Origin of the sequence: Desulfofundulus thermocisternus DSM 10259, assembly GCF_000686645.1 — a bacterium.
In the GTDB taxonomy this organism is placed as follows: Bacteria; Bacillota; Desulfotomaculia; order Desulfotomaculales; family Desulfovirgulaceae; genus Desulfofundulus; species Desulfofundulus australicus.
The window spans coordinates 120,175-139,928 of the sequence record NZ_JMLG01000004.1 but is presented as its reverse complement, the minus strand read 5'-3'; the positions used below and the strand labels follow the sequence as shown (position 1 = coordinate 139,928).

17 protein-coding genes and 1 pseudogene are annotated in these 19,754 nt (G+C 55.4%); all 18 read right to left on the bottom strand.

Annotation, left to right across the window (positions count from 1 at the left end):
- Window positions 1-77: 77 nt before the first annotated feature.
- Complete coding sequence (tilS, locus tag BR83_RS0105735; RefSeq protein ID WP_027356270.1) at window positions 78-1,487, bottom strand: tRNA lysidine(34) synthetase TilS; 1,410 nt, start codon at window positions 1,485-1,487, stop codon at window positions 78-80.
- 394 nt (window positions 1,488-1,881) lie between these two features.
- The gene (gene spoIIE, locus BR83_RS0105725) at window positions 1,882-4,326 is read right to left on the bottom strand and encodes a stage II sporulation protein E (protein ID WP_034634576.1); all 2,445 of its coding nucleotides are present in this window, start codon (window positions 4,324-4,326) and stop codon (window positions 1,882-1,884) included.
- Window positions 4,327-4,390: 64 nt separating this feature from the next.
- Window positions 4,391-5,296: a Ppx/GppA phosphatase family protein gene (locus BR83_RS0105720; RefSeq protein ID WP_027356267.1), complete on the bottom strand. Its 906-nt coding sequence runs from the start codon at window positions 5,294-5,296 to the stop codon at window positions 4,391-4,393.
- A 95-nt stretch (window positions 5,297-5,391) separates the two neighbouring features.
- Window positions 5,392-5,781, bottom strand: a complete 390-nt coding sequence (locus BR83_RS0105715; protein WP_027356266.1) for a S1 RNA-binding domain-containing protein — start codon at window positions 5,779-5,781, stop codon at window positions 5,392-5,394.
- A 121-nt stretch (window positions 5,782-5,902) separates the two neighbouring features.
- Window positions 5,903-6,253: an FtsB family cell division protein gene (locus tag BR83_RS15165; RefSeq protein ID WP_051617956.1), complete on the bottom strand. Its 351-nt coding sequence runs from the start codon at window positions 6,251-6,253 to the stop codon at window positions 5,903-5,905.
- 127 nt (window positions 6,254-6,380) lie between these two features.
- Window positions 6,381-8,048 carry a response regulator gene (locus tag BR83_RS0105705; RefSeq protein WP_027356265.1) on the bottom strand — a complete coding sequence of 556 codons (1,668 nt, stop codon included), beginning with the start codon at window positions 8,046-8,048 and terminating at the stop codon, window positions 6,381-6,383.
- A 21-nt stretch (window positions 8,049-8,069) separates the two neighbouring features.
- Window positions 8,070-9,305, bottom strand: coding sequence for a sensor histidine kinase (locus BR83_RS0105700; protein WP_051617937.1), 1,236 nt, complete (start codon window positions 9,303-9,305; stop codon window positions 8,070-8,072).
- 277 nt (window positions 9,306-9,582) lie between these two features.
- The gene (locus BR83_RS0105695; protein WP_027356263.1) at window positions 9,583-10,686 is read right to left on the bottom strand and encodes a glycerol dehydrogenase; all 1,104 of its coding nucleotides are present in this window, start codon (window positions 10,684-10,686) and stop codon (window positions 9,583-9,585) included.
- A gap of 136 nt (window positions 10,687-10,822) precedes the next feature.
- The gene (gene buk, locus BR83_RS15160; protein WP_034634573.1) at window positions 10,823-11,953 is read right to left on the bottom strand and encodes a butyrate kinase; all 1,131 of its coding nucleotides are present in this window, start codon (window positions 11,951-11,953) and stop codon (window positions 10,823-10,825) included.
- 25 nt (window positions 11,954-11,978) lie between these two features.
- Window positions 11,979-12,524, bottom strand: coding sequence for a BMC domain-containing protein (locus tag BR83_RS0105685; protein ID WP_034634571.1), 546 nt, complete (start codon window positions 12,522-12,524; stop codon window positions 11,979-11,981).
- Window positions 12,524-13,879: a 4Fe-4S dicluster domain-containing protein gene (locus BR83_RS0105680; RefSeq protein ID WP_027356261.1), complete on the bottom strand. Its 1,356-nt coding sequence runs from the start codon at window positions 13,877-13,879 to the stop codon at window positions 12,524-12,526. Before BR83_RS0105680 ends, BR83_RS0105685 begins: the two co-directional genes overlap by 1 nt.
- Before the next feature lie 23 nt (window positions 13,880-13,902).
- The gene (locus tag BR83_RS0105675; RefSeq protein ID WP_027356260.1) at window positions 13,903-15,294 is read right to left on the bottom strand and encodes an aldehyde dehydrogenase family protein; all 1,392 of its coding nucleotides are present in this window, start codon (window positions 15,292-15,294) and stop codon (window positions 13,903-13,905) included.
- Window positions 15,295-15,347: 53 nt separating this feature from the next.
- The gene (locus BR83_RS0105670) at window positions 15,348-16,349 is read right to left on the bottom strand and encodes a cob(I)yrinic acid a,c-diamide adenosyltransferase (protein WP_027356259.1); all 1,002 of its coding nucleotides are present in this window, start codon (window positions 16,347-16,349) and stop codon (window positions 15,348-15,350) included.
- Window positions 16,350-16,377: 28 nt separating this feature from the next.
- Window positions 16,378-16,656 (bottom strand): EutN/CcmL family microcompartment protein, encoded by a 279-nt coding sequence (locus tag BR83_RS0105665; protein WP_027356258.1) that lies wholly within the window; start codon window positions 16,654-16,656, stop codon window positions 16,378-16,380.
- Between the two features lie 39 nt (window positions 16,657-16,695).
- The gene (locus BR83_RS0105660; protein ID WP_027356257.1) at window positions 16,696-17,586 is read right to left on the bottom strand and encodes a hypothetical protein; all 891 of its coding nucleotides are present in this window, start codon (window positions 17,584-17,586) and stop codon (window positions 16,696-16,698) included.
- A 14-nt stretch (window positions 17,587-17,600) separates the two neighbouring features.
- Entirely contained in the window at window positions 17,601-18,431 is an 831-nt protein-coding gene (gene eutJ / locus BR83_RS0105655) for an ethanolamine utilization protein EutJ (RefSeq protein WP_027356256.1), read from the bottom strand.
- On the bottom strand, window positions 18,424-19,047 hold the full coding sequence (locus BR83_RS0105650; protein WP_242839635.1) for a phosphate propanoyltransferase: 624 nt from the start codon (window positions 19,045-19,047) through the stop codon (window positions 18,424-18,426). The genes eutJ and BR83_RS0105650 overlap by 8 nt, the downstream gene beginning before the upstream one ends.
- Before the next feature lie 426 nt (window positions 19,048-19,473).
- Window positions 19,474-19,740, bottom strand: a pseudogene (locus BR83_RS17575) (BMC domain-containing protein); the annotation flags it as partial.
- Window positions 19,741-19,754: the final 14 nt, after the last annotated feature.

The following is a 19,754-nucleotide window of genomic DNA, read 5'->3' as shown; positions in this document are numbered from 1 at the left end:
AATCCACTCCTCTCAGCAAAACCGCTCCATTTAACCATAAGCTTAATTTAACATATTTTCGACCCTGTTTCAATTTATCAGCCTTGCATATCCCCCTCCCGAATCCGCAGGTAAAGACATCTTCTGGTCTTCCCGGTAACCTTCCATGGTTCGCCAGGACGTACTCCCCCCACCCAGACAATTTCCCCTCCCGCCTCCACCAGGGGCAGGCGGTCCCGCTCTTCCCGGGGAATTCCCTGTTCAATGAGAAACTTTTTTAACTTCATCCGGGCAGGCATACCCAGAGGCTGAAAACGATCTCCTTCCCGGCGCCTGCGGACAACCAGCATGGCAGGTAAGGTATCATAATCCAGCAGGGCCTCCCGGGGGGAAAGAAGCCCGGGATCCGGAGCTTCTTCGAGGGTAACGAGCCTGGCTTCAATGGAGGTATTGATCTCCGGAATATAGGTTATGCCCGGAACTTCCAGGGGATAACTGTAATCGGGCACAGTAGAGATAACACCCCCTATCCACAGGCGCAAGAACCGGTCAAAACGGGACGCCTTAACCCCCCGGGGAAGTTCCACTATTTTACCCCCGGCGGGTTTATACAACAGGTCCAGCAAAGATTCCACCTGCAGATAGGTTAGATCCGTCCCTGTGCCGGTGAGCTGTCGCCAGGCCCGGCGCAAAACCCGGCGTACCAGGGCCGGAGGAGAAGACAACAAACCCTCTACCTCTAAAAGCAGATAGTTCTCCCTTCCCGCTTCAGATACCTGCTCATACAGAAGGGCGGCCTGGTCCTCCAGATAACCATCTTCTTCCCGGCAGATATGCCCCAGGTGCATAAGAGCCTCGACCAGCCGTGGGTTATATTCCGCCTCCAATTGGGGAATCAGTTGCAACCTGATCCGGTTACGGGTATATATGGTTTTTTTATTGGAAGCATCCTCCCGCACAGGCAGGGAATGTTCCCGGCAATATTTCTCAATTTCGTGACGGCGAACATCCAGCAGGGGGCGAATGTACTTTCCCCTGACAGGAGGAATGCCCTTTAAGCCGGCCAGACCAGTACCGCGTAAAAAATTAAAGAGAATGGTTTCCGCCTGATCATCGGCGTGATGGCCCAGGGCCACCCGGGAGGCACCGGTACGTCCCGCCACCTCCTCGAAAAAACGGTAACGCACCTGACGGGCCGCCTCTTGAGCTGAAAGGCCGGTGCGTTCCCGGTAAGCGGGCACATCAAATTCTTCCACATATGCCGGTAACCCCAGGCTTTCTGCCAGTTCTTCAACCAGCCGGGCATCGGCCCGGGCCTCTTCGCCACGAAACATGTGGTTTAGATGGGCTACGGCCAGGGAGATTTGCAGTTCGTCTTTCATTCTCCAGAGAAGGTGCAAAAGAGCCACCGAATCGGGGCCACCGGAAACCCCGACCAGTACCCTGTCTCCGGGGGAAATCATACCGAATTTATTAATGAACAAGCGAACAACCTGTTCCAGAGCCATCCCCGGCACTCCCATTTGTGCATCCGAAATACTACAATTCCACAAATAATATTTTTTTCCTTCCCGGTGGTAAAAAATGTACCGCGGTAGAAGCAAATTAAAAAAGGCCCTCTTCAAGAGAGCACAGCTTGTAGACAAAATATTTCTGGGATGTGCCCTGGTTTTAGTCGTCGCTCCCGGTCGTATCGCTGGCCGGGCCTTTAGGCCCCGGCTCCGGTCTTCGGCGGGTACCGGCCACATTCACACATCCTGTGTTCAGGTGGCCTCCGCGGACATCCTGTCCGCGGCCCCGCCTCATCCCGTCGCCGTGGCCTGGCCCGGCGGCGCTCACTCCAGGTCGCTCCTCCTTTAAAACCAGGGCACATAAGGAGTTTATCAACAGCCTGAGCCCTCTTCAGGAGGGCACTGCCTTTGCTACCCGGGCCACCAGCACGGTCATGTCGTCGTCGTTTTGCTTTTCGCCGCCCGCCCCGGTCTGGGCCAGTTTAAGCAGCAGCTCCGCCAGCTCCTGGGGACGGAAGTCGCTTATTTCCTGGAGCACGCCAAGGATCCAGTCTTCCCTGTCTCCCGAACCGCGGTAGGAATCGATAATACCATCGCTGACCATAACCAGCACATCTCCCTCCAGAAGGGTCCTGGCCACGGAAGCCACATCAATATCCCTGATAATGCCCACCGGCAGGGAGCTGGCCCGGATCATGCTCACCCGTTTGTTTCTAATCAGAAAAGTAGGGGGGGCACCAATTTTAACAAATTCGGCCTGTCCCTCAAAAAGATCGAGCATGGCCATATCCAGGGTGGCAAAAGTTTCCCCGGGAGAACGGAGAATCATTATGGAATTAACGGTTTTTATGGCCAGATTGCGGTCCAGCCCCACTTCCAGGAGCCTGCTCAAAAGAGATACGGCTGTACTGCTTTCCAGCGCTGCTTCCGCACCACTGCCCATGCCGTCGCTTAAAACCAGGGCGAACTTCCCCTCCCTTAAGGGAAGGAAAGCATAACTATCCCCCGACACAGAGCTTCCGTTTTTACCAACCCCGGCCACTCCCAGCTCCAGGGCAAACTTCAGCCCGCTGTACAGGCGAAAAGTACACCATTGTTCGGGCTTAAAAACAGGACACCGGGTAAAGGGTAAAGCCAGGGACTTTCCCGTCAACCGGGACAGCAGCTCCACCATTTCCCTGCATTCGTTCTGCCGGTCGCAGGTGCTCCGGGTAACCATGACCTCAACCTGATCCTCATCCTGCCGGTGAACCCTTACTTCGGTCACCGGGAACCCCGCCTGCTTGAGCTTTTGTTTCAGAAGATGTTCATTACCGGTCAGGGCCTGGACCTCAAATTCCAGCTCCGAGGAAAGGTTCTCTATAATCTGGGCCACGCCTTTCAACTGTTCGGAAACGATCTCCCTGCTTTCAGCCATCCTCTTCAACCAGTAACGGTTTAACTTATAGGTTTCATACAGGCAGGTAACGGTAATGGCCAGCTCCTTTGGCCGGGAACACCGGCGGCGGAGCTTTTCCGGCAGATCAGACCCGCTGACCTGGCCGTACATCTCCACCAGGGTGAACAGATCCAGCAGGCTCTGGTAGGTATGAAAAAATTCCCATTCCCAGCAGGTACGGTACAGGCCGCACCCCTGGCACACTTTATTAGCAATCTGATTAAACAGGGATTGCAGGGAAGGTTCCTCTTTTTCCCGGGGTGAAGGCGCAGGGTTCTGGTCAAAACTGCGAGAAAGTTCATCAAAGACCAGAGACCAGTTCCGCATGCGACCGGCAACCACGGCCTGCACCCGGTCCACAGCGGGTGCCGCGCCCTGTACTTTCATTACCAGGGGGAACAGTGATTTGCTCAAAGAACCGATGTACCGTCCCGGAATAAACAGGAACAGCAATACGGCCAGGGCAGCTTCCCCCATAACCGCCGTCAGATCTCCAAAATCTGTTACATAAACGGATAAAATAATATTGCTCAACAGAAAACCCAGAGCAACCCCGGGCTTGCCCAGGCCCCGGCACAGCCCGGCCAGCAAACCCGCAAAGGAATAACCGCCAATCATGGTGGGAACGGCAGTATAAACCAGCCCCGGTATAATGCCCACCACCGCGCCCACGGCAGCGCCCAGCCCCACCCCGCCCAGCAGAGCGGCCAGCAGGATGATCAGCTTGCTCAGCAGCCCTTTCAGGGTAAACATGGCCACCTGCAGGTCACCGGTGCCGGCCACCACGGCCACCAGCAGTACCATCAGGGAAAATAATTCCTCCCCCGTCAGGGAAGACAGGCCGGTAAGCTTGTCCAGGGAAGGGAGGCCGGCAAGAAAGACCAGGGTTAAAAGGGCGGCAAACCCGCCTTCAAAAAAGATGCTGATATACTGGTAGGGGGAGGGCCCGGTAAAGGCCAGCAGCCCTCCTTTTACAACCACGGTCAGGGAAAAAACGGCAGCCGCCACCACCAGCTGCGGTCTTTTAATGCTTCCGGGCACAGCCCGCACCAGCACCAGTGCCAGGATCACCGTGACCAGCGAACCGGCCAGGGCCAGACCGGAATTAACAGTGATCAGGCCCGCCCCGGCCCCCAGAAGGGCGGCCCAGCCGGCTTGAGGAAAGGTCCGGGCTGCTGCGGCCACGAAAGCAGCAGCACAGGGAACAATTTCCCCCAGGAAGACGGCCCGTGCCAGAAAAAAGCCGGCCACAAGTAAAATTAATGCTTCCCGGGTCAGGAACGCCACCGGTGCCGGCCTGAATTTAATTTTCCAGCGTTTTCTCTTTTCCACAACGCGTTTTTTCTTTTTTTCCTGGCCCGCCCGCTGGTAGGGATAGACGTTAATTTCTTCCGACACAAGTGCCACCCCTTACCTTTCCTTAACTGAAAATTATAGTACAGGGGGTGGGCATTTTTTGTCATCATTGGTAAATTACAACATTTTTTCTTTCGACACCAGTTGCGGCCTTAATGGCCAGACCGTGCATTATGTCCGTTTCGCTCACCTGCAGGCAGGAAATGTTTAATTCCCGCATTACCAGGCGAACAATGCGCAGACCCGCAGTAATAATATCAGCCCTTTCCGGCTGCAGGCCGGGCAGGCGGCGTCTTTCTTCCAGGGTACAGCGGGAGAGAACGTCCAGCAAATCTTCCACATCCTTGAAGGAAATCACGAAACCGTGTACCCTGTCCGGATCATAAACGGCCAGTTTCTGCACCATAGCTGCACAGGTGGTAACCGTTCCCCCCACCCCTACCAGGTGGCGGGGAGAATTTAGCCGGACCTGCTCCAGTACGGGGGAAAGCAGGCGGCAGATAGCGGCATCGTCATGCCCCCCTTCTGTCATACGCACCGCTCCCACGTTAACGCTGCGGCAGTAAAGCAGATCCCCCTGCGGCCAGATAAATTCGGTACTTCCACCGCCAACATCCATGACCACCAGGCCGCTTCTTTCCACGGCAAGACCGGCCACAACCCCCAGGTAACTGAGGTAGGCTTCCTCCTCCCCGGAAAGGACCGCTACCTCCAGGCCGGCCCGGCGGGCCTCCTCCAGGAACTCCTCACGGTTGCGGGCATCCCGCACGGCACTGGTAGCTGCCGCTATCACCCGTTCCACCCGCAGGGAATGGATGCGTTCCAGAAAATGCTTCAAAGTCCCGCATGTTCTCCTGATGGCCTCTTTTTTTAAATACCCGGATCCAATTCCCTCTCCCAGCCTGGTGGTTACCAGATCGAAATGAACCACCCGTTCCACTTTTTCCCTTTGCACATCGGCAACCAGCAAGCGGGTTGAATTGGTACCGATATCAATTACCGCTATACGCACTTACCCCCAACACCTTCCCCGGATAAACTAAAAAAGCATTCCTTTTTCTGGAATGCCATTAACATACCGCACTGCTCCTGAATATATCCCGCTCACTAGAAAAAACGCCGGCCCGAGCCCCGGCCCCCCCGCTTGGCGTCAAGACTCCTGCGCAGGGACTGCTGCAACTCCTCGCTTTCTTTAAGGAAACGGCTCAATTTTTCCTCAAAGGAGGGCTCAAACCGCCTGCGCCGGAATGGCCTCTCCCCCGGATCCCTGGCCTGTCTGATGGACAGTCCTATTTTTCCCCGGGCATCCACGGAAATAACCTTCACCGTTATCCGGTCGTTAACTTTTAAAAATTGGTTGATATCCTTCACATATTCATCGGCCACTTCAGAAATGTGAACCAGACCCGTTTCACCACCGGGAAGCTGAACAAAGGCTCCGAAATTAGCAATCCCGGTTACCACACCTTCCAAAACATTACCCACTTCTACCGGCATGTTCCCGCGGCTTGGCCTCCCTCTGTTTAAACCCTGGTTAATTATATGCCCGGAAGACAAAATGTGTCAAGAAAGATTTAATTTTTCAATCCGGGCCGGTGCCCCTGGAGGTGGTGCAGGTTTATTCCTCCGGTTTTACCGGCACAATACGCGCCTCACCCGGCTTAACCAGGCCCAGCCGTTCCCTGGCCACCTGTTCGATGTACTCGTCTGACTGGACCATCTTCAGCTGCTGTTTTAGCTCCGCGTTTTTCCTCTGCAAATCAGCCAGCTGATCCTGAAGCTGTTTCACATCCCGCTGCATGGCATCCAGACGGTGAAACTGGGAAAAAAATGAAAGCACGAGATAACAGAGCAAAACCGCTATCAGCAGGACGGGCAGACGTTTTTTATTAAAACGCAGGCGCCGCCGCCCGGTGGCCGGATGCGAACCCGTCGCCAGGGACTCACCTTTCTGAAAGTACAGCACCATTTTCCGGTACATCCCCTCCACCGAAATCGGCCGGTTGTGACCCGGATTAAATGGTAAATATAAACGTCGAGTTTGAACAGTTTATTTCTATATAAAAGTCAAAAATCCTTTCGGCCGGATAAAGTAATTACTTTGTAAATAAACCTGTTTTTAACCGGTCTGGTGAAGCCCGATGATCGCAACGCATCATAATCTGGCGGTAACGGCTGGGGGGCATCCCCATGGAGCGGCTGAAAACACGACTGAAATAGTTGGGATCGGGATAACCCACCTGCCGGCCGATTTCACCCACAGGCAAATCCGTTTCGGCCAGTAACTTTTTGGCCTTCTCAATGCGCAGGCGCAGCAGATATTCCGAAAAAGTACACCCCATCTGTTCTTTAAATGCCCTGCTGAAATAATCGGGGCTAAGGTAAATTATCCGGGAAATATCGGCAAGAGACACTTCCCTTTGATAATTTTCGTGAATATATTCCAGGGCTTTTTTAACTGCACTGTGCACCATGGCACCGGTCCGACCGGCAGAGGGATCGTTACCCGACAGCACCAGTTCTGCCACCCATTCTTCCAGTTCTTCTATTGAGAGACAGAGGGAAAGCTGGCGGGCAAATTTGTTATAGAAATGCATAGCTTCCTGTCCCCCGTAACTGCCCATACTGCGCGAGAATCCCACCAGTATGGCCATCAGGCGGGCTTTAATCAGGTGAAGGTCGGTATCCCGGCTGCCGAATACGGAAACCAGAAACTGCCGGAATGTCTTCCTGGCTTTTTCCACATCGCCGCTGTGCAGTACTTCCACCAATTCCCTTTCTCCAGCTGCGCAAACGACCTCATCCCTGCCACTTTTATGTTCCAGCTCGTCCACATGAACTACCCGCTCGGGCCCAAGGTAAAACATGCCAAGATGGGCCGCGGTTTGAGCCTCCCAGGCCGCACGGGACAACTGGCTTATATCCTCATAAAAACGGGAGAGGCCAACAGTTACCCCCAGGGAAAGCTTTTCAGCAGCAGCTTCAATAATTTCCCCCACAAGCTGGCGAAGGCGCTTTTCCTGTTCCGGCCCCCGATTACCCCACAGGCCTATCAGCATACGTTCACTTACCGGGAGACATAACCCCCAGGGATGCCGGCTCAAAGTTTCTTCCACCAGATGTTGCAGTTGATAGCGCAGCAATTCAAATCTGGCCAGGGAAGAACTATTGCCCTCCAGCCGCCTTTCCATGCAGACACCAAAAGCAACCCGGGGCAATGTCTCCAACCGTACCAGCCGGGCCTGTTGTTCCACGGCAGCCCGTTCTTCCCACAAGCCCCAGATAAGGCCCAAACCAAGGTTGAGCCGCAGCCAGGGGAGAGCCTCCGCCAGTTGTTCCTGCAACTTTTTGTGTTCACTCTGCTCTTCGCGCTCCCGCAGAAGCTGGACCCGCGTATTTTTCAACACGTCGACCAGTTCCTGGGAGCGAATGGGTTTGAGCAGGAAATCCACCACACCGATGCGCAGGGCCTCCTGGACATAATCAAACTCGTTATAAGCAGTAAGGAAAATAATGGCACTCGCAGGTATAATTTTTCTTATTTCCCTTGCAGCGGTCAACCCGTCCATACCGGGCATCTTAATGTCCAGCAAGATGATGTCCGGCCGCAGCTCCTCAGCCAGCTGCACGGCCTGGCGGCCGTTCCGCGCTTCACCCACCACTTTGATTGGTTCTTCCGCCCTTTCAAGAATCAGGCGGATGGCCTGCCTTTCCAGATGCTCATCGTCTACAACCAGAAGTCTCATTTCATTCACATTGTTCATGAGAATCCCCTTCCGGAACCATTAACTCTTTTGACTCTTTAATGGGATCCAAACTTTCACTGTCGTTCCTTCTCCCGGCGAACTGAAGATTTCCAGGCCGTATTTCTCGCCGAAGCAGTGCCGCAACCTCTGGTGCACGTTGGTCAAACCGAGGCCGGTGGTATGTCCTCGCCCGGACCGGTTACCTTCCAGGACCTGGCTTGCGACCCCCGGTTCCATCCCCAGCCCCGTATCGCGAACTTCTATGCATACCCTTTCTCCAAAACACCGGGCGTCAATATAAATGGTCCCCCCGTCCTCTTTGAGCTCCAGACCGTGCACGATGGCGTTCTCGACCAGCGGCTGCAGCGTCATCAGGGGAATCATGGCGTTCAACGCTTCGGGTTCGGCGTGAATTTCAACTTTAATATGATTCCCGTACCTTGTTTTCTGGATGAACAAATAGTTAGTAATATGTTCCAGCTCCTCACGGAGGGAAACCATCTGGTCTATCTTGCGCAGGGTGTAGCGGAGCAGCCCGGACAGCGCATGGATCAATTCTTCGGTCTGGGAGGCCCCTTCAATCATGGCCAGGCGGCAGGCAGCATTCAACGTGTTAAAGAGGAAATGCGGGTTGACCTGTGATTGCAGGGCACGCAGTTCCAGCTGGTGCATCACCCGTTCCATATCGGCCTTTTCTTTAAGCTGCCGGGTGAGACGCTGGCTGGTAATGCGTGATACGCTCATCTCGACGATATAATTGGCCACGATCTGCAATAGTTCTCCGGCAGCCCGGATTTTTTCCTCCGTAACCACCTCTATTTTGTACAGCGCGGCACACATTTTTTCTTCATCCAGCCCGTACTGGCGGGCCACCTGCCGGACCTGCTTAATCTGCTCCTCCTGGGGCCTCTCCAGCAATACCTGCCCGCAAAGGACCGCTCCCCAGTAAACGCCGTCCACTATTAGCGGCGCCGCCATATCGATCAAAGTACAGTGGCACTGGTGCAGGCTGAGGCTTTTCCACTTGGCCGCCGCCTCGCCGACGCGCCGGTCCGATTCATAACACCCTTTCTCACCAACCGGCGAGGAACGCACCAGCCGGCAGAACTCGGTGAAATTACTGGGCCTGGTGATGGGTGTCCCATCCACGTCCACCACGATGGCCGCCACACCCGTGGCCCTGGCAAATTTATCCACAACCTCCTGCAGCAGAGGCACTGCGACCAATTCCCTCAGGTAACCGTGCACCGGCAGGCCATAAACGTATTCAGCCATCCGGAATCCCTTCTTTTTATTGCGATTTAGAATGTTTACTTAATAATGTTTACTTATATTGATAACAATTAAATTATTAAACATTGTTACGTCATAGTCAACGGAAAGACTGTCAGTAAAATATGTAAAAAGCCTTCAGCGGATCATTTCCAGCTGAAGGCAAAGATTTTTTGAGGTCACAAAAATTTGATAATTAAAATTATCCTAATAAGCTGCGGAATCCTTTTTACCCTGTTTAGTAAATAAATGCTTTTCTTTTAGTGATTTTACAGGTTAATTATCGTTTTGCGAGATAAGCTTTTCCAATGGCATCTGCACCATAGATTGCGTTGTAGACCATTTGTGGTGTTACAGGGAAAGGCATGTTATGCACCATCATACCAGGTTCACATACCTTTTCAGCCACGCGCATAATCTTTTCAGGGGTAGGATCTGTAACCCCTATCTGCGCCAGAGTTACAGGAAGCCCGACCCTCGTGCAAAAATCCAGGACCTCATTAATTTCTGCCCATGGACGGTCTTCCAGGACCAGGTGGGCCAGGGTACCGAAGGCAACTTTTTCCCCATGATAGCTATGGTGGGTTTCTTCCAGCACTGTTAATCCATCATGAATAGCATGAGCTGCTGCAAGACCAGAGCTTTCAAAACCAATACCGCTGAGCAGCGTGTTGGCTTCTATTATCTTTTCAACTGCTGGTGTGGCCACTCCTCTTTCCACGGCAAGCTTAGCAGCCTCTCCATATTCTAGCAGGATATCATAACAGAGCCGTGCCAGGTTTAAGGCAGTAACGGTAGTATAGCCACCCGGAATATTCTTTGCTGCAGATTTAGCACAAGAATCAGCTTCAAACCAGGTTGCAAGAGCATCTCCCATACCAGAAACCAGGAAGCGTACCGGAGCTTTAGCAATAATGGCAGTATCGACAACCAGCAGATTGGGGTTTTGGGGTAGGATAAAGTAACGTTCAAAGACGCCTTCTTCTGTGTAAATAACCGCGAGGGCACTACATGGGGCATCCGTAGCAGCAATAGTAGGAACGATAACAACAGGCTTATTCATTAAGCATGCAACCGCTTTGCCTGCATCGATAACTTTACCGCCACCTACAGCAACTATGAAATCTGCCCCCGCTGCTGTAGCTGCAGCTTTAAGTCTCTCTATTTCACTATCGCAACACTCTCCCCGAAATACTTCAAATACAGAATTTACATTGTGTTCTTTTAAACTTTTTTCAATATCTGCACGGGTCTCTTTTAGGGCAGTTTTTCCTCCAGTTATGAAAGCTTTTTGCCCGAAATTTTTCGCCTGCTCACCCAGGGAGTGAATCGCCCCAGGGCCCTGCACATAGCGACTTGGAGAAATTAGTATCTTAATGCTCATTTTTCTTCCTCCTTAAAATAAAATTACTCGTTAAACAGCTGGTAAGGCACAATGAGCGATTCTGTAAATACTCTAAAGAGTTTAATCTCAGTTTTTAAATCCCTCCTTGAAATTTTATTGTGTCATGTACGCATACTTAGTCGCCTGACGATTTATCTTTTTCGCCTCTTCCCACCCCCTCTTCTTGATAAGACCGGGGTGCTTCTTCACCCCTCAGGACTCTCAGCACACCCTCGGCCAGGGCAGCCATCTCGTCCTCGCCGGGGTAAACAAGCACCGGGGCGATAAACTCCACTCGCTTTCTTATTTCTTCCACCGCGCGCCGGCTGTACGCCAGTCCGCCGGTCAGTACAACCGCATCGACCTGGCCGGAAAGAACTGCCGCACAGGCACCAATCTCCCGCGCCACCTGGTAGCATAGTGCTGCAAACAGGAGATCTGCTTCTGTGTCTCCTGCAGCGGCCCGTTCCTCCACCTCCCGGGCGTTGTTGGTTCCCAGGTAAGCGACAAACCCTCCCCGCCCGTTGATCAGGCGGAGCAGTTCCTCCCGGGTGTAGCGATCACTAAAAGCCAGCTGCACCACCTCCGCCGCCGGGAGGGAACCGCTGCGCTCAGGGGTGAGCGGGCCTTCCCCATCCACCCCGTTGCTTACATCCACTACCCGGCCCCGTCGGTGTGCACCGACGGTTATACCACCGCCCAGGTGTGCTACAATTAGATTCACTTCCTCGTATTTCTTGCCCAGTTCTGCTGCCGCACGCCTGGCCTGGCGCTTCTGGTTCAAGGCGTGAAACACGCTCCGCCGCTGGATCTGGGGCAAACCGGAAATCCGGGCCACCGGTTCCAGTTCATCCACACAGATGGGGTCAACGATATATGAAGGAACGTTGTGTGGAGAACCCAGCTCATAGGCCAGAAGGGCACCCAGGTTGGAGGCATGCCTGCCGTAACGTTCTTCACGCAGCTCCTCAAGCATGGCCCGGTCGACTGCATAAACACCACCGGGGATGGGCTTCAACAAGCCGCCCCTTGCTGCAATGGCGGTTAACTCTTCCACGCGCAGCCCTTTTTTCTGCAATTCCCGGCGTAATGCCTCGAGCCGGTAGTCAAGCTGGTCAACCACGCGTGGGAAAACCGCCAGCTCATCCGCAGGATGAGCGATATTCTCAATCCACCGCTTGTCCTCACCTATGAAAAAAGCTATTTTGGTCGAGGTGGAACCGGGATTGATAACGAGAATCTTTTCTTCGGTGTTCTGCTCCGTCATAAAACTTCTTCCTTTCTCCTGCCTGTTAAAACAGCTTTTCCCATAGTGACCTGTGGAGGCTGGAAATTACCTCCACGCCCACGATCAGGCCGTTCTCCACAGCAGCGACAGCGCGTCCCACCGCCGCCTGCACTGCTGCGACCTCACCCTGGAGGAGAACCAGGGATTTACCGCCCAGGCCCCGCGCCAGGCGGATCTCCAGCAATTGTACCTGCCCGCCTTTAACGGCAGCATCCCCTGCTTTGATGGCAGCCGCACAGGCAAAGGTCTCTATAACACCAAGCGACCCCCTTGCGGCAGGAACTGCTGACGTACCGGTCAGGGCCGGAAACACCGATGGATGCACGGTACCCAGCACAAGCGAATCTACAACATTTTCGGAGTCAAAATCCACTGCCGCACGTACGGCATTGCGCACGGCCCCAACTTCCCCGCTGATCATGGCTACAAACTTACCCGGACAAACGGGAGTGGCCAGCACCAGTTCGACCGGTGAAGATTTAAGCAACGCATCTGTGGCTGCTATACCGCGAGCAATGCCCCGCCACTCCACCATACCCAGGGCATTCATCAACCGCCGTCACCCACCCTTTCCGCTTCGATTAGCACCGCATCTGCAGAAACCTGTACAACGCGACCATTGATGCTGGCATGAACCGGCACTCCCAGGACATTATCAGGCACTCCGGCCACCACCTGGCCGGCTACCACCCGTTCCCCGGGTTTGACAACGGGAACTGCCGGCGCTCCTGCATGTTGTTTGAGCAGCAACCTGACCACCTGTGGGCCAACGGCCTCTTCCTGAAGAGGTGCCGGGAGATCGTAGCGGGACAACCCCAGACGGTTAACCAGGCGTGCCGTTGGTACGCGGCGGTACGACCGCAGGGGATGTAAACCACGCAATTTATCACCTGGAGGTTTGAACCCGTTGCGGGAGAGCTGGCGCTTCAACCATGCATTCACCCGCCTGGGACTGAGCCCCATAGGACAGGCAAAAACTTCACACAGGCCGCACTCGGAACAAAGCCAGGGAGCTCCTGTCGCCACCAGTTCACCGGTTGCATAGGCCAGGCCGGCCATGTTGCGGTCCGGCCGCAGGCCGTGGCCCAGCAGGTAACGGGGGCACAGTTCCGTACAGTAACCGCAGTGGCAGCACATTCCCCGCGTCCGCCGCAGGTCCACTTCAATCGCCATCTTTTTATTTAAAACCAGGGGGTGATCGGCCGGCAGGATGATAAATCCCCCGGTGGTTTTCGAAACAACGGCGTTCATGTCCACCAGGCGGCCCATCATCGGGCCCCCTTCAATAATAGCAAAATCGTTAATTACCGGCCCGCCGGCAAGGTTCAGCAGGTCCTCAACGGAAGTCCCAAGCGGAACACGAAGGGTTACCGGCTTTTGCACCGCACCGGTAACGGTTACTATTTTTTCAGTTACAGGACGACCTTCCATAGCCCGGCATATATTGAACAGCGTCTCAACGTTGTTAACCACCACACCAACCTGGATGGGAATCCCTCCCGGAGGAATTACGCGGCCGGTAACTTCATATACCAGGACGTGCTCGTCACCGGCGGGGTAAAAGTCCTCCAGGAAGTGCAGTTCTATGGCCGCCCCGGGCTCATCAATCAGCGCCTCCTGCAGGGCACCGACGGCAGCCCTGTACTTGGCTTTAATCCCTACAGCGGCCCTGGAAGCACCGGTTGCCCGCATCATGATCTTCAGCCCGCCAATTACTTCACGGGCAACCCGCCGGAGCAATTCCTGGTTGCCCCGCAGGAGAGGCTCGCATTCAGCCGCGTTGGCAATTACCCACTCCGCACGGCTGGATGCCTTCACGTAGGCGGGAAATCCCGCACCTCCAGCCCCCACCACACCGCATTGCCGTAACCGGTCTATGATTTCCTCTCTGCTCCAACCACTCACTGGTCAACCCACCCGTTATTTATTTAGATAATCCGGAAGCCATCCACCAGTACGCAGCGGCGTTGACGGGTGAAGCTCCTGGCCGAAGTGAGGCCCTCCCCCGTGGGGCCGGCGATGGTAAAAGTACAGTAACCCTCACCACCGGCACCAATCCCGGCATAACACGGTGCATTTTTCACAAAAATGGTGGTCTTAACTGCCCGGGCAAATTCAGTCATGTAGTCAACGTGTTTGGAATGCATTATGGCTGTATGCCGGTTGTTGCCCTCCACCTGCACAGCGAGCTGAATCCCCTCTTCAACGTCACGCACCCGGACAACAGGGAGTACGGGCATCATCTGCTCATGGGTTACAAACGGATGGTCAGCATCCGTTTCCATTATCACCAGACGTGCATCACGACTCATGTGCACACCGATCTGTTCCAGGATATAAGAAGCATCTTTACCTACCAGGTCCCGGTTGAGCATCATGTGGCCGTTTGTTTCATGAAAAGCCAGCCCGGTCAGGGCATCCGCTTCCCTTCCCTTTAACAGAATGGCACCTTCCCTCTGCATCCGGCGGATCAGATCATCGGCGACTTCTTCAACCACGATCAGGGCTTTCTCGCAGATACAGGGCATATTGTTGTCGAAACTGGCCCCCATGACAATGTCCCGCGCAGCCCTGTCTATATCGGCCGTATGGTCCACCAGTACCGGCGGGTTGCCTGCACCGGCGCCGATAGCCTTCTTACCGGAACTCAAGGCTGCTTTAACAACGCCGGAACCGCCGGTTACGACCAGCATATTGATACCCGGATGGCGCATTAACTCGGCGGCTTTTTCCACAGACGGGTGGCCCAGGCCTACAACCAGCCCGGAAGGTCCGCCGGCACGTATGATGGCTTCATGAAGGATCTCTATGGTTTTGAGCGAAGTCTTCTCGGCAGAGGGATGGGGTGAGAAAACCACCGCATTACCGGCAGCTACCATCCCGATACTGTTATTGATGATGGTTGCTGCCGGGTTGGTCACCGGGGTAATGGCACCAATTACCCCCACGGGCGCCATCTCGACGAGTGTCAGCCCGTAATCACCGGTATAAGCCGTGGGCTTTAAATCTTCCGTTCCGGGTGTTTTTTGTGCTGCCAGGGTATTCTTCACGATTTTGTCTTCCACGCGGCCCCTTCCGGTCTCCTGGACAGCCATTTCGGCCAGCAGGCGGGCATTGGCCAGCGCCGCCTCCCGCATGGCCCGTACCAGTTCCTCCCGGCGGGTGAGGTCCATCAGGGCCAGTTTTTCCTGCGCCCGCCTGGCAACCTCCACAGCATCGTCCAGATTGGAGAAGGCGCCCTGCATCCCTTCATCCTGCTGGTTCAACTTTTCCAGAATTTTTTCTACGATAGCGTATATCTCAGCCTGTGCTACCTGCATGCGAAAAACCTCCCTGTTATGTCTTCCCCGGCAGGCCGGAAATCTATCAGGCCCTACCGACCCTGGAGCTGATTCCACTTCTCGACTCCGGCCCGGGCCACTTCGATGTCCTCCTCCACGCTCCCGCCACTGATACCGATAGCCCCCACAATGTCGCTTCCCCGGTATAGCGGAATACCACCACCAAAGGGAACAATCTTACCTCCGTTGGTGGTATTGATACCGTACAGCGGCCCGCCGGGGGCGGCCAGTTCGGAAAGCTTTTCCGTTTCCATCTTCAAGGCCACCGCCGTAAAGGCTTTACCTGCGGCAATATCAAGACTGGCCAGCAGAGCGCCGGGCATACGCTCCAGCAGTACGGGGTTCCCTGCACCATCGGCCACCACGATCACCATGGGGACTCCAATCTGGTGAGCCTTTTCTTCGGCCGCAGCGGCAATCTGGCGGGCCAGATCAAGGGTAATTGTTTCATGCACTTTATGCCCCCCCCTTGTTTTTTCCAGAACCTTGTTCATAACCACCCTGACCAGGTGTTCGTGTGCCTCCACCCTGGCCAGGACAAATAACAGATCTGAAAGGCGATTTAAATACCGGATTACCTCTTCCCTCACCAGCTCCCGCCTGGAAAGCCTCACCACCATTCGCTCCGCCCGGCGGGTAATAGTGCGTGCCAGGTCGAACGCCGCTTCGGCAGGGATATGTCCGGAAACCGCAAATCCACGCAAAGCGGGAATACGCTTCAGCCCTTCGTTTATGTCCTCTTCCAGCCGGCTGATCATCCCGTCTTCCACCCGGGCCCCTGCCGCAGGCACTTCCGGGCGGGCCAGCTCCGAACAAACCACAAAGAGATCCTGCTGTACCCTGGCGGCAACCTCCTGAACCCATGTACAGGAGGCCAGTGAACGTCCCAGAGCCAGCGCCGCCCCTGCTTCATCCACCGTACCGTAAGCGCTGACCCTCAGGCTGTCCTTGCCCACCCGTATCCCTCCCAGAAGGGATGTTTCTCCCCTGTCGCCGGTCCGGGTATACAACCCGGGTGTACCCTTTTTTTTCATAGTCCGACCACCCACTTATACCGCTTCTTCACCGGCCCATCATTTCCACGCTATCAACAATACCAATAATGGCAGCATCCACCGGGACCTGCGAGCCGGCTCCGTTTACTGTGCGCGAGGCAGGTGAGCCCATCACCACCAGGACCGTTTCTCCAACTCCAGCACCAACGGTATCCACAGCGACAAATTCCTCTGACTTCGTTTCTTTACCGGGCTGCAGGGTTTCAACCACCATGAGCTTGAAGCCGGTTAACCGCTCGTCTTTCCGCGTGGCAACCACCGTACCAATTACCCGCCCCAATATCATCCTTTACTCACCTGCCTCTCCCTAACTCCGACCCCGGATTCAGGAAAGAGAATCATACTCTTCCACCTGCCAGCCCGCCTCCCGAATCACATCCCACGCCAGCGGGGTAACCAGTGCTCCCCTGGGGATTCTTACCACTCCGTTGTTGCTTACCAGACCAGCCAGTTCCGTGCGCGTTATCACCATGCGCCGGCCGGAACACTTCTCAACCGCCGGGATAGCGGAGAAAACAGCAGGTAACTGGTAGGGGCTTTCCGGCAGGTTCTTAGCCCGTGACGACCGGGAAGCCGTTTCAATTTGAACCCGCCTCCCGGTCATTTCCGCCACAGCACCACCCAGTTCCCGGGCCGGTACCAGAATCACCCCGAAGGCCGCAATTTTCTCCAGATTTTCCTTCATGGCCTGAACCAGTGGCAAGCGCCCCCGGTTCATCCCCAGGCGGGCAAAACCCTCGCTGGTGGGGTCCGCCGCATCACTGGCCGCTATCACCGGCAGACCTTGCATCAGGGCATCCACCACCACTTCCGCTGCCGCCGAGTCCAGCAACATCGAAGCCAGGCGGGCTGCAGTGGTCCTTGTGAGCACGGGTACCACCACCAGGTCACAAAGCTTGAGAAGCTCTTTATGCCGGCCGCGATTGCTTTCGCCCTCAATTAAAACGTCAACAGCCTGCAGTTCCTGCCTCCATTTCCCGGGGTCATGTATAGCCGCCGCCGACCGGGAGAAAAGGATGAAGTACTCCACCCCCAGCCCTCGCTGGCTCTTCAGATGCGCAAGTTCCGCCAGTGCGACCCGCGCGCCAATGGTCCCGCCGGTAACCACAACCAGTATCCTGCAGTGCCCCGGCAGGGATGGTGCAGGGACCTGTCCCCTGTTCAGACGGCGTAATACCTCTTCCACTATACGATTCACCAGTTCTTCACCGGTCATCTGTTCTCGCCTCCTCAGCCAGCCGGACATTCAAGGGCGATCCCCAGCGGGGTCACCAGCAAAGGTTCCGCCGGGCACAGTACGGGGACATCCAGCTGGCGCTGCATCACGTCAACAAAGCCGTGAAACGAAAAGGCACCGCCGACCAGGTAGACAGCAGGTACATTCCACCCCTCAAGGTGGCGCCGTACAATGGCTGCCACCTTCTCCATTACCGGGCGGACCAGCGGGAGGAGCTCCGGCTGTCTTCCGGAATCCAGTTTCATAGTTTCAGCCTCATTGAAAGACACCCCGTAATGCCCGCTGATTACCAGGGTAAAATGGGTACCGCCGGTCGGCTCATCGGCGGTATATACCACTTCACCTTCTTTAACTATGGAAATCCCCGTCGTACCGCCGCCCACATCCACCACCGCTCCGTCCCGTACCCCCAGCACTGCGGATGCTGCAGTGGGTTCATCAACTACCTTCACAACCTCAAGTTCCGCACTTTCAACCACGTACCGGGTAGCTCTGGCGTCCCTGTCTCCGGTTCCCGGCGGCACTGCCGTGGCTGCTATCAATAATTCCGCTCCCAGCGTTGCGCGCAGTTTCTCAACGAGACTCCGCACAATATTGATGGCACCTATATAATCCACCACCAGGCCGTCCCGCACCACCTGTGCGGGTTTTAATGCCCCGGCCACCGGCTGGCCGGTCTCATCCACCACTGAGACCACAACATTGGCCGTGCCGAGATCGACACCTGCACGCAGACGCCCCTGCCAGTTTTTGAGCGGTTCATCCATACAGGATTTGAAGGCAGCGATTAATTCATTGGCCTGCTCAAGCTGCCCATTAATCATCGACGATCACCTGTACGTAATCCCCATTTTTAAGGCCGGCCGCGTTGGCTTCATCGGTATCGATATGAATTTCCAGGCGGTAGGCGGGTGATACACGTACCAGTACCCGGTCGAAAACCACCCTGCGCATCCCTTCCGTACGCACCCGTACCAGTTCCCTGTCTTTGAATCCCCGGCGTTCAGCTATATCGGCAGGCATGTGTATATGACGCCAGGCCAGTATCACACCCTCCTCCAGGTTGATGGCCCCCCTGGGACCAACCAGAACCGCGCCCGGTGTTCCGGAAAGATCGCCGGAATCCCGAACCGGGGGGTCAATGCCTAAAAGGTAAGAATCGGTACGGGAGATCTCCACCTGTGTCTGTCCCCTTGGTGGACCCAGGACACGGACATTCTGAAGCACGCCCCGTGGCCCCACAACCGTTACACATTCTTTCGCAGCGTACTGACCGGGTTGCAGTTCCCTGATGGGTGTCAGGCTATATCCCGGGCCGAAAAGCGCCTCGACATGCTCCGGTGCCAGGTGGACGTGACGCGCAGATACTCCCACCGGCACCCGCAGGGTTTCACGTTCCGCCGCCTGCTGGAGCCGGACCTGCGCCACTATCGCCTGCACCAGGGCGTTAACCACATCCCCGGGAATTTCCTGCGGCAGAACTGCCGTTGATTGTTTCAGTTCCAAGCTGCTTCACCTACCTGTGATTTTTCCCTTTCCGGAAGCGCCGGCGATCCTTGACCAGCTTTATCTCGGTTTTTTCCGGTACCGTAATGCAGGCGGAATAGGTATGCTTTAAACCCGAAGAGAAACCAGGATACAAAACCCTAATGGATTCATTTTTCAGTGCTTGCGGCGCCGTTCGCGCCCGGCCCGGCTTTCCCTGTTTCCAGGACCGGGGCGGCCGGTTTTTTTTTCCTCGGGCTCCGGATTTTCAACGATGGGCTCCAATTCCTCTCCCGAAGGGTCCGGAGCAGCAGTATCTCCCTCTTTTCCGGAAGCCGGTGCGGGGCCAGCACAGCCAGCAGTTCTGGTTGCAGGACTTTTGATCAGTGGCTCCACTTCTTCATGGGGACGCGGCATGACATGGGAAGATACAACCCTTCCCACCCGCGAAGCAGCAGCTACACCGGCACTGACGGCAGCCTTTACCGCCCCCACGTCCCCACGAATCTTAACTACCACCATTCCACCGCCCTGTGTTAGTTCGTAACCGACCATCTCCACATTGGCGGCCTTAGTCATGGCGTCGGCAGCCTCCACGGCCGCTACCAGTCCTACCGTTTCAATAAGGCCTAAAGCCCGGGTGGCCAATTCCGGTCACCTCC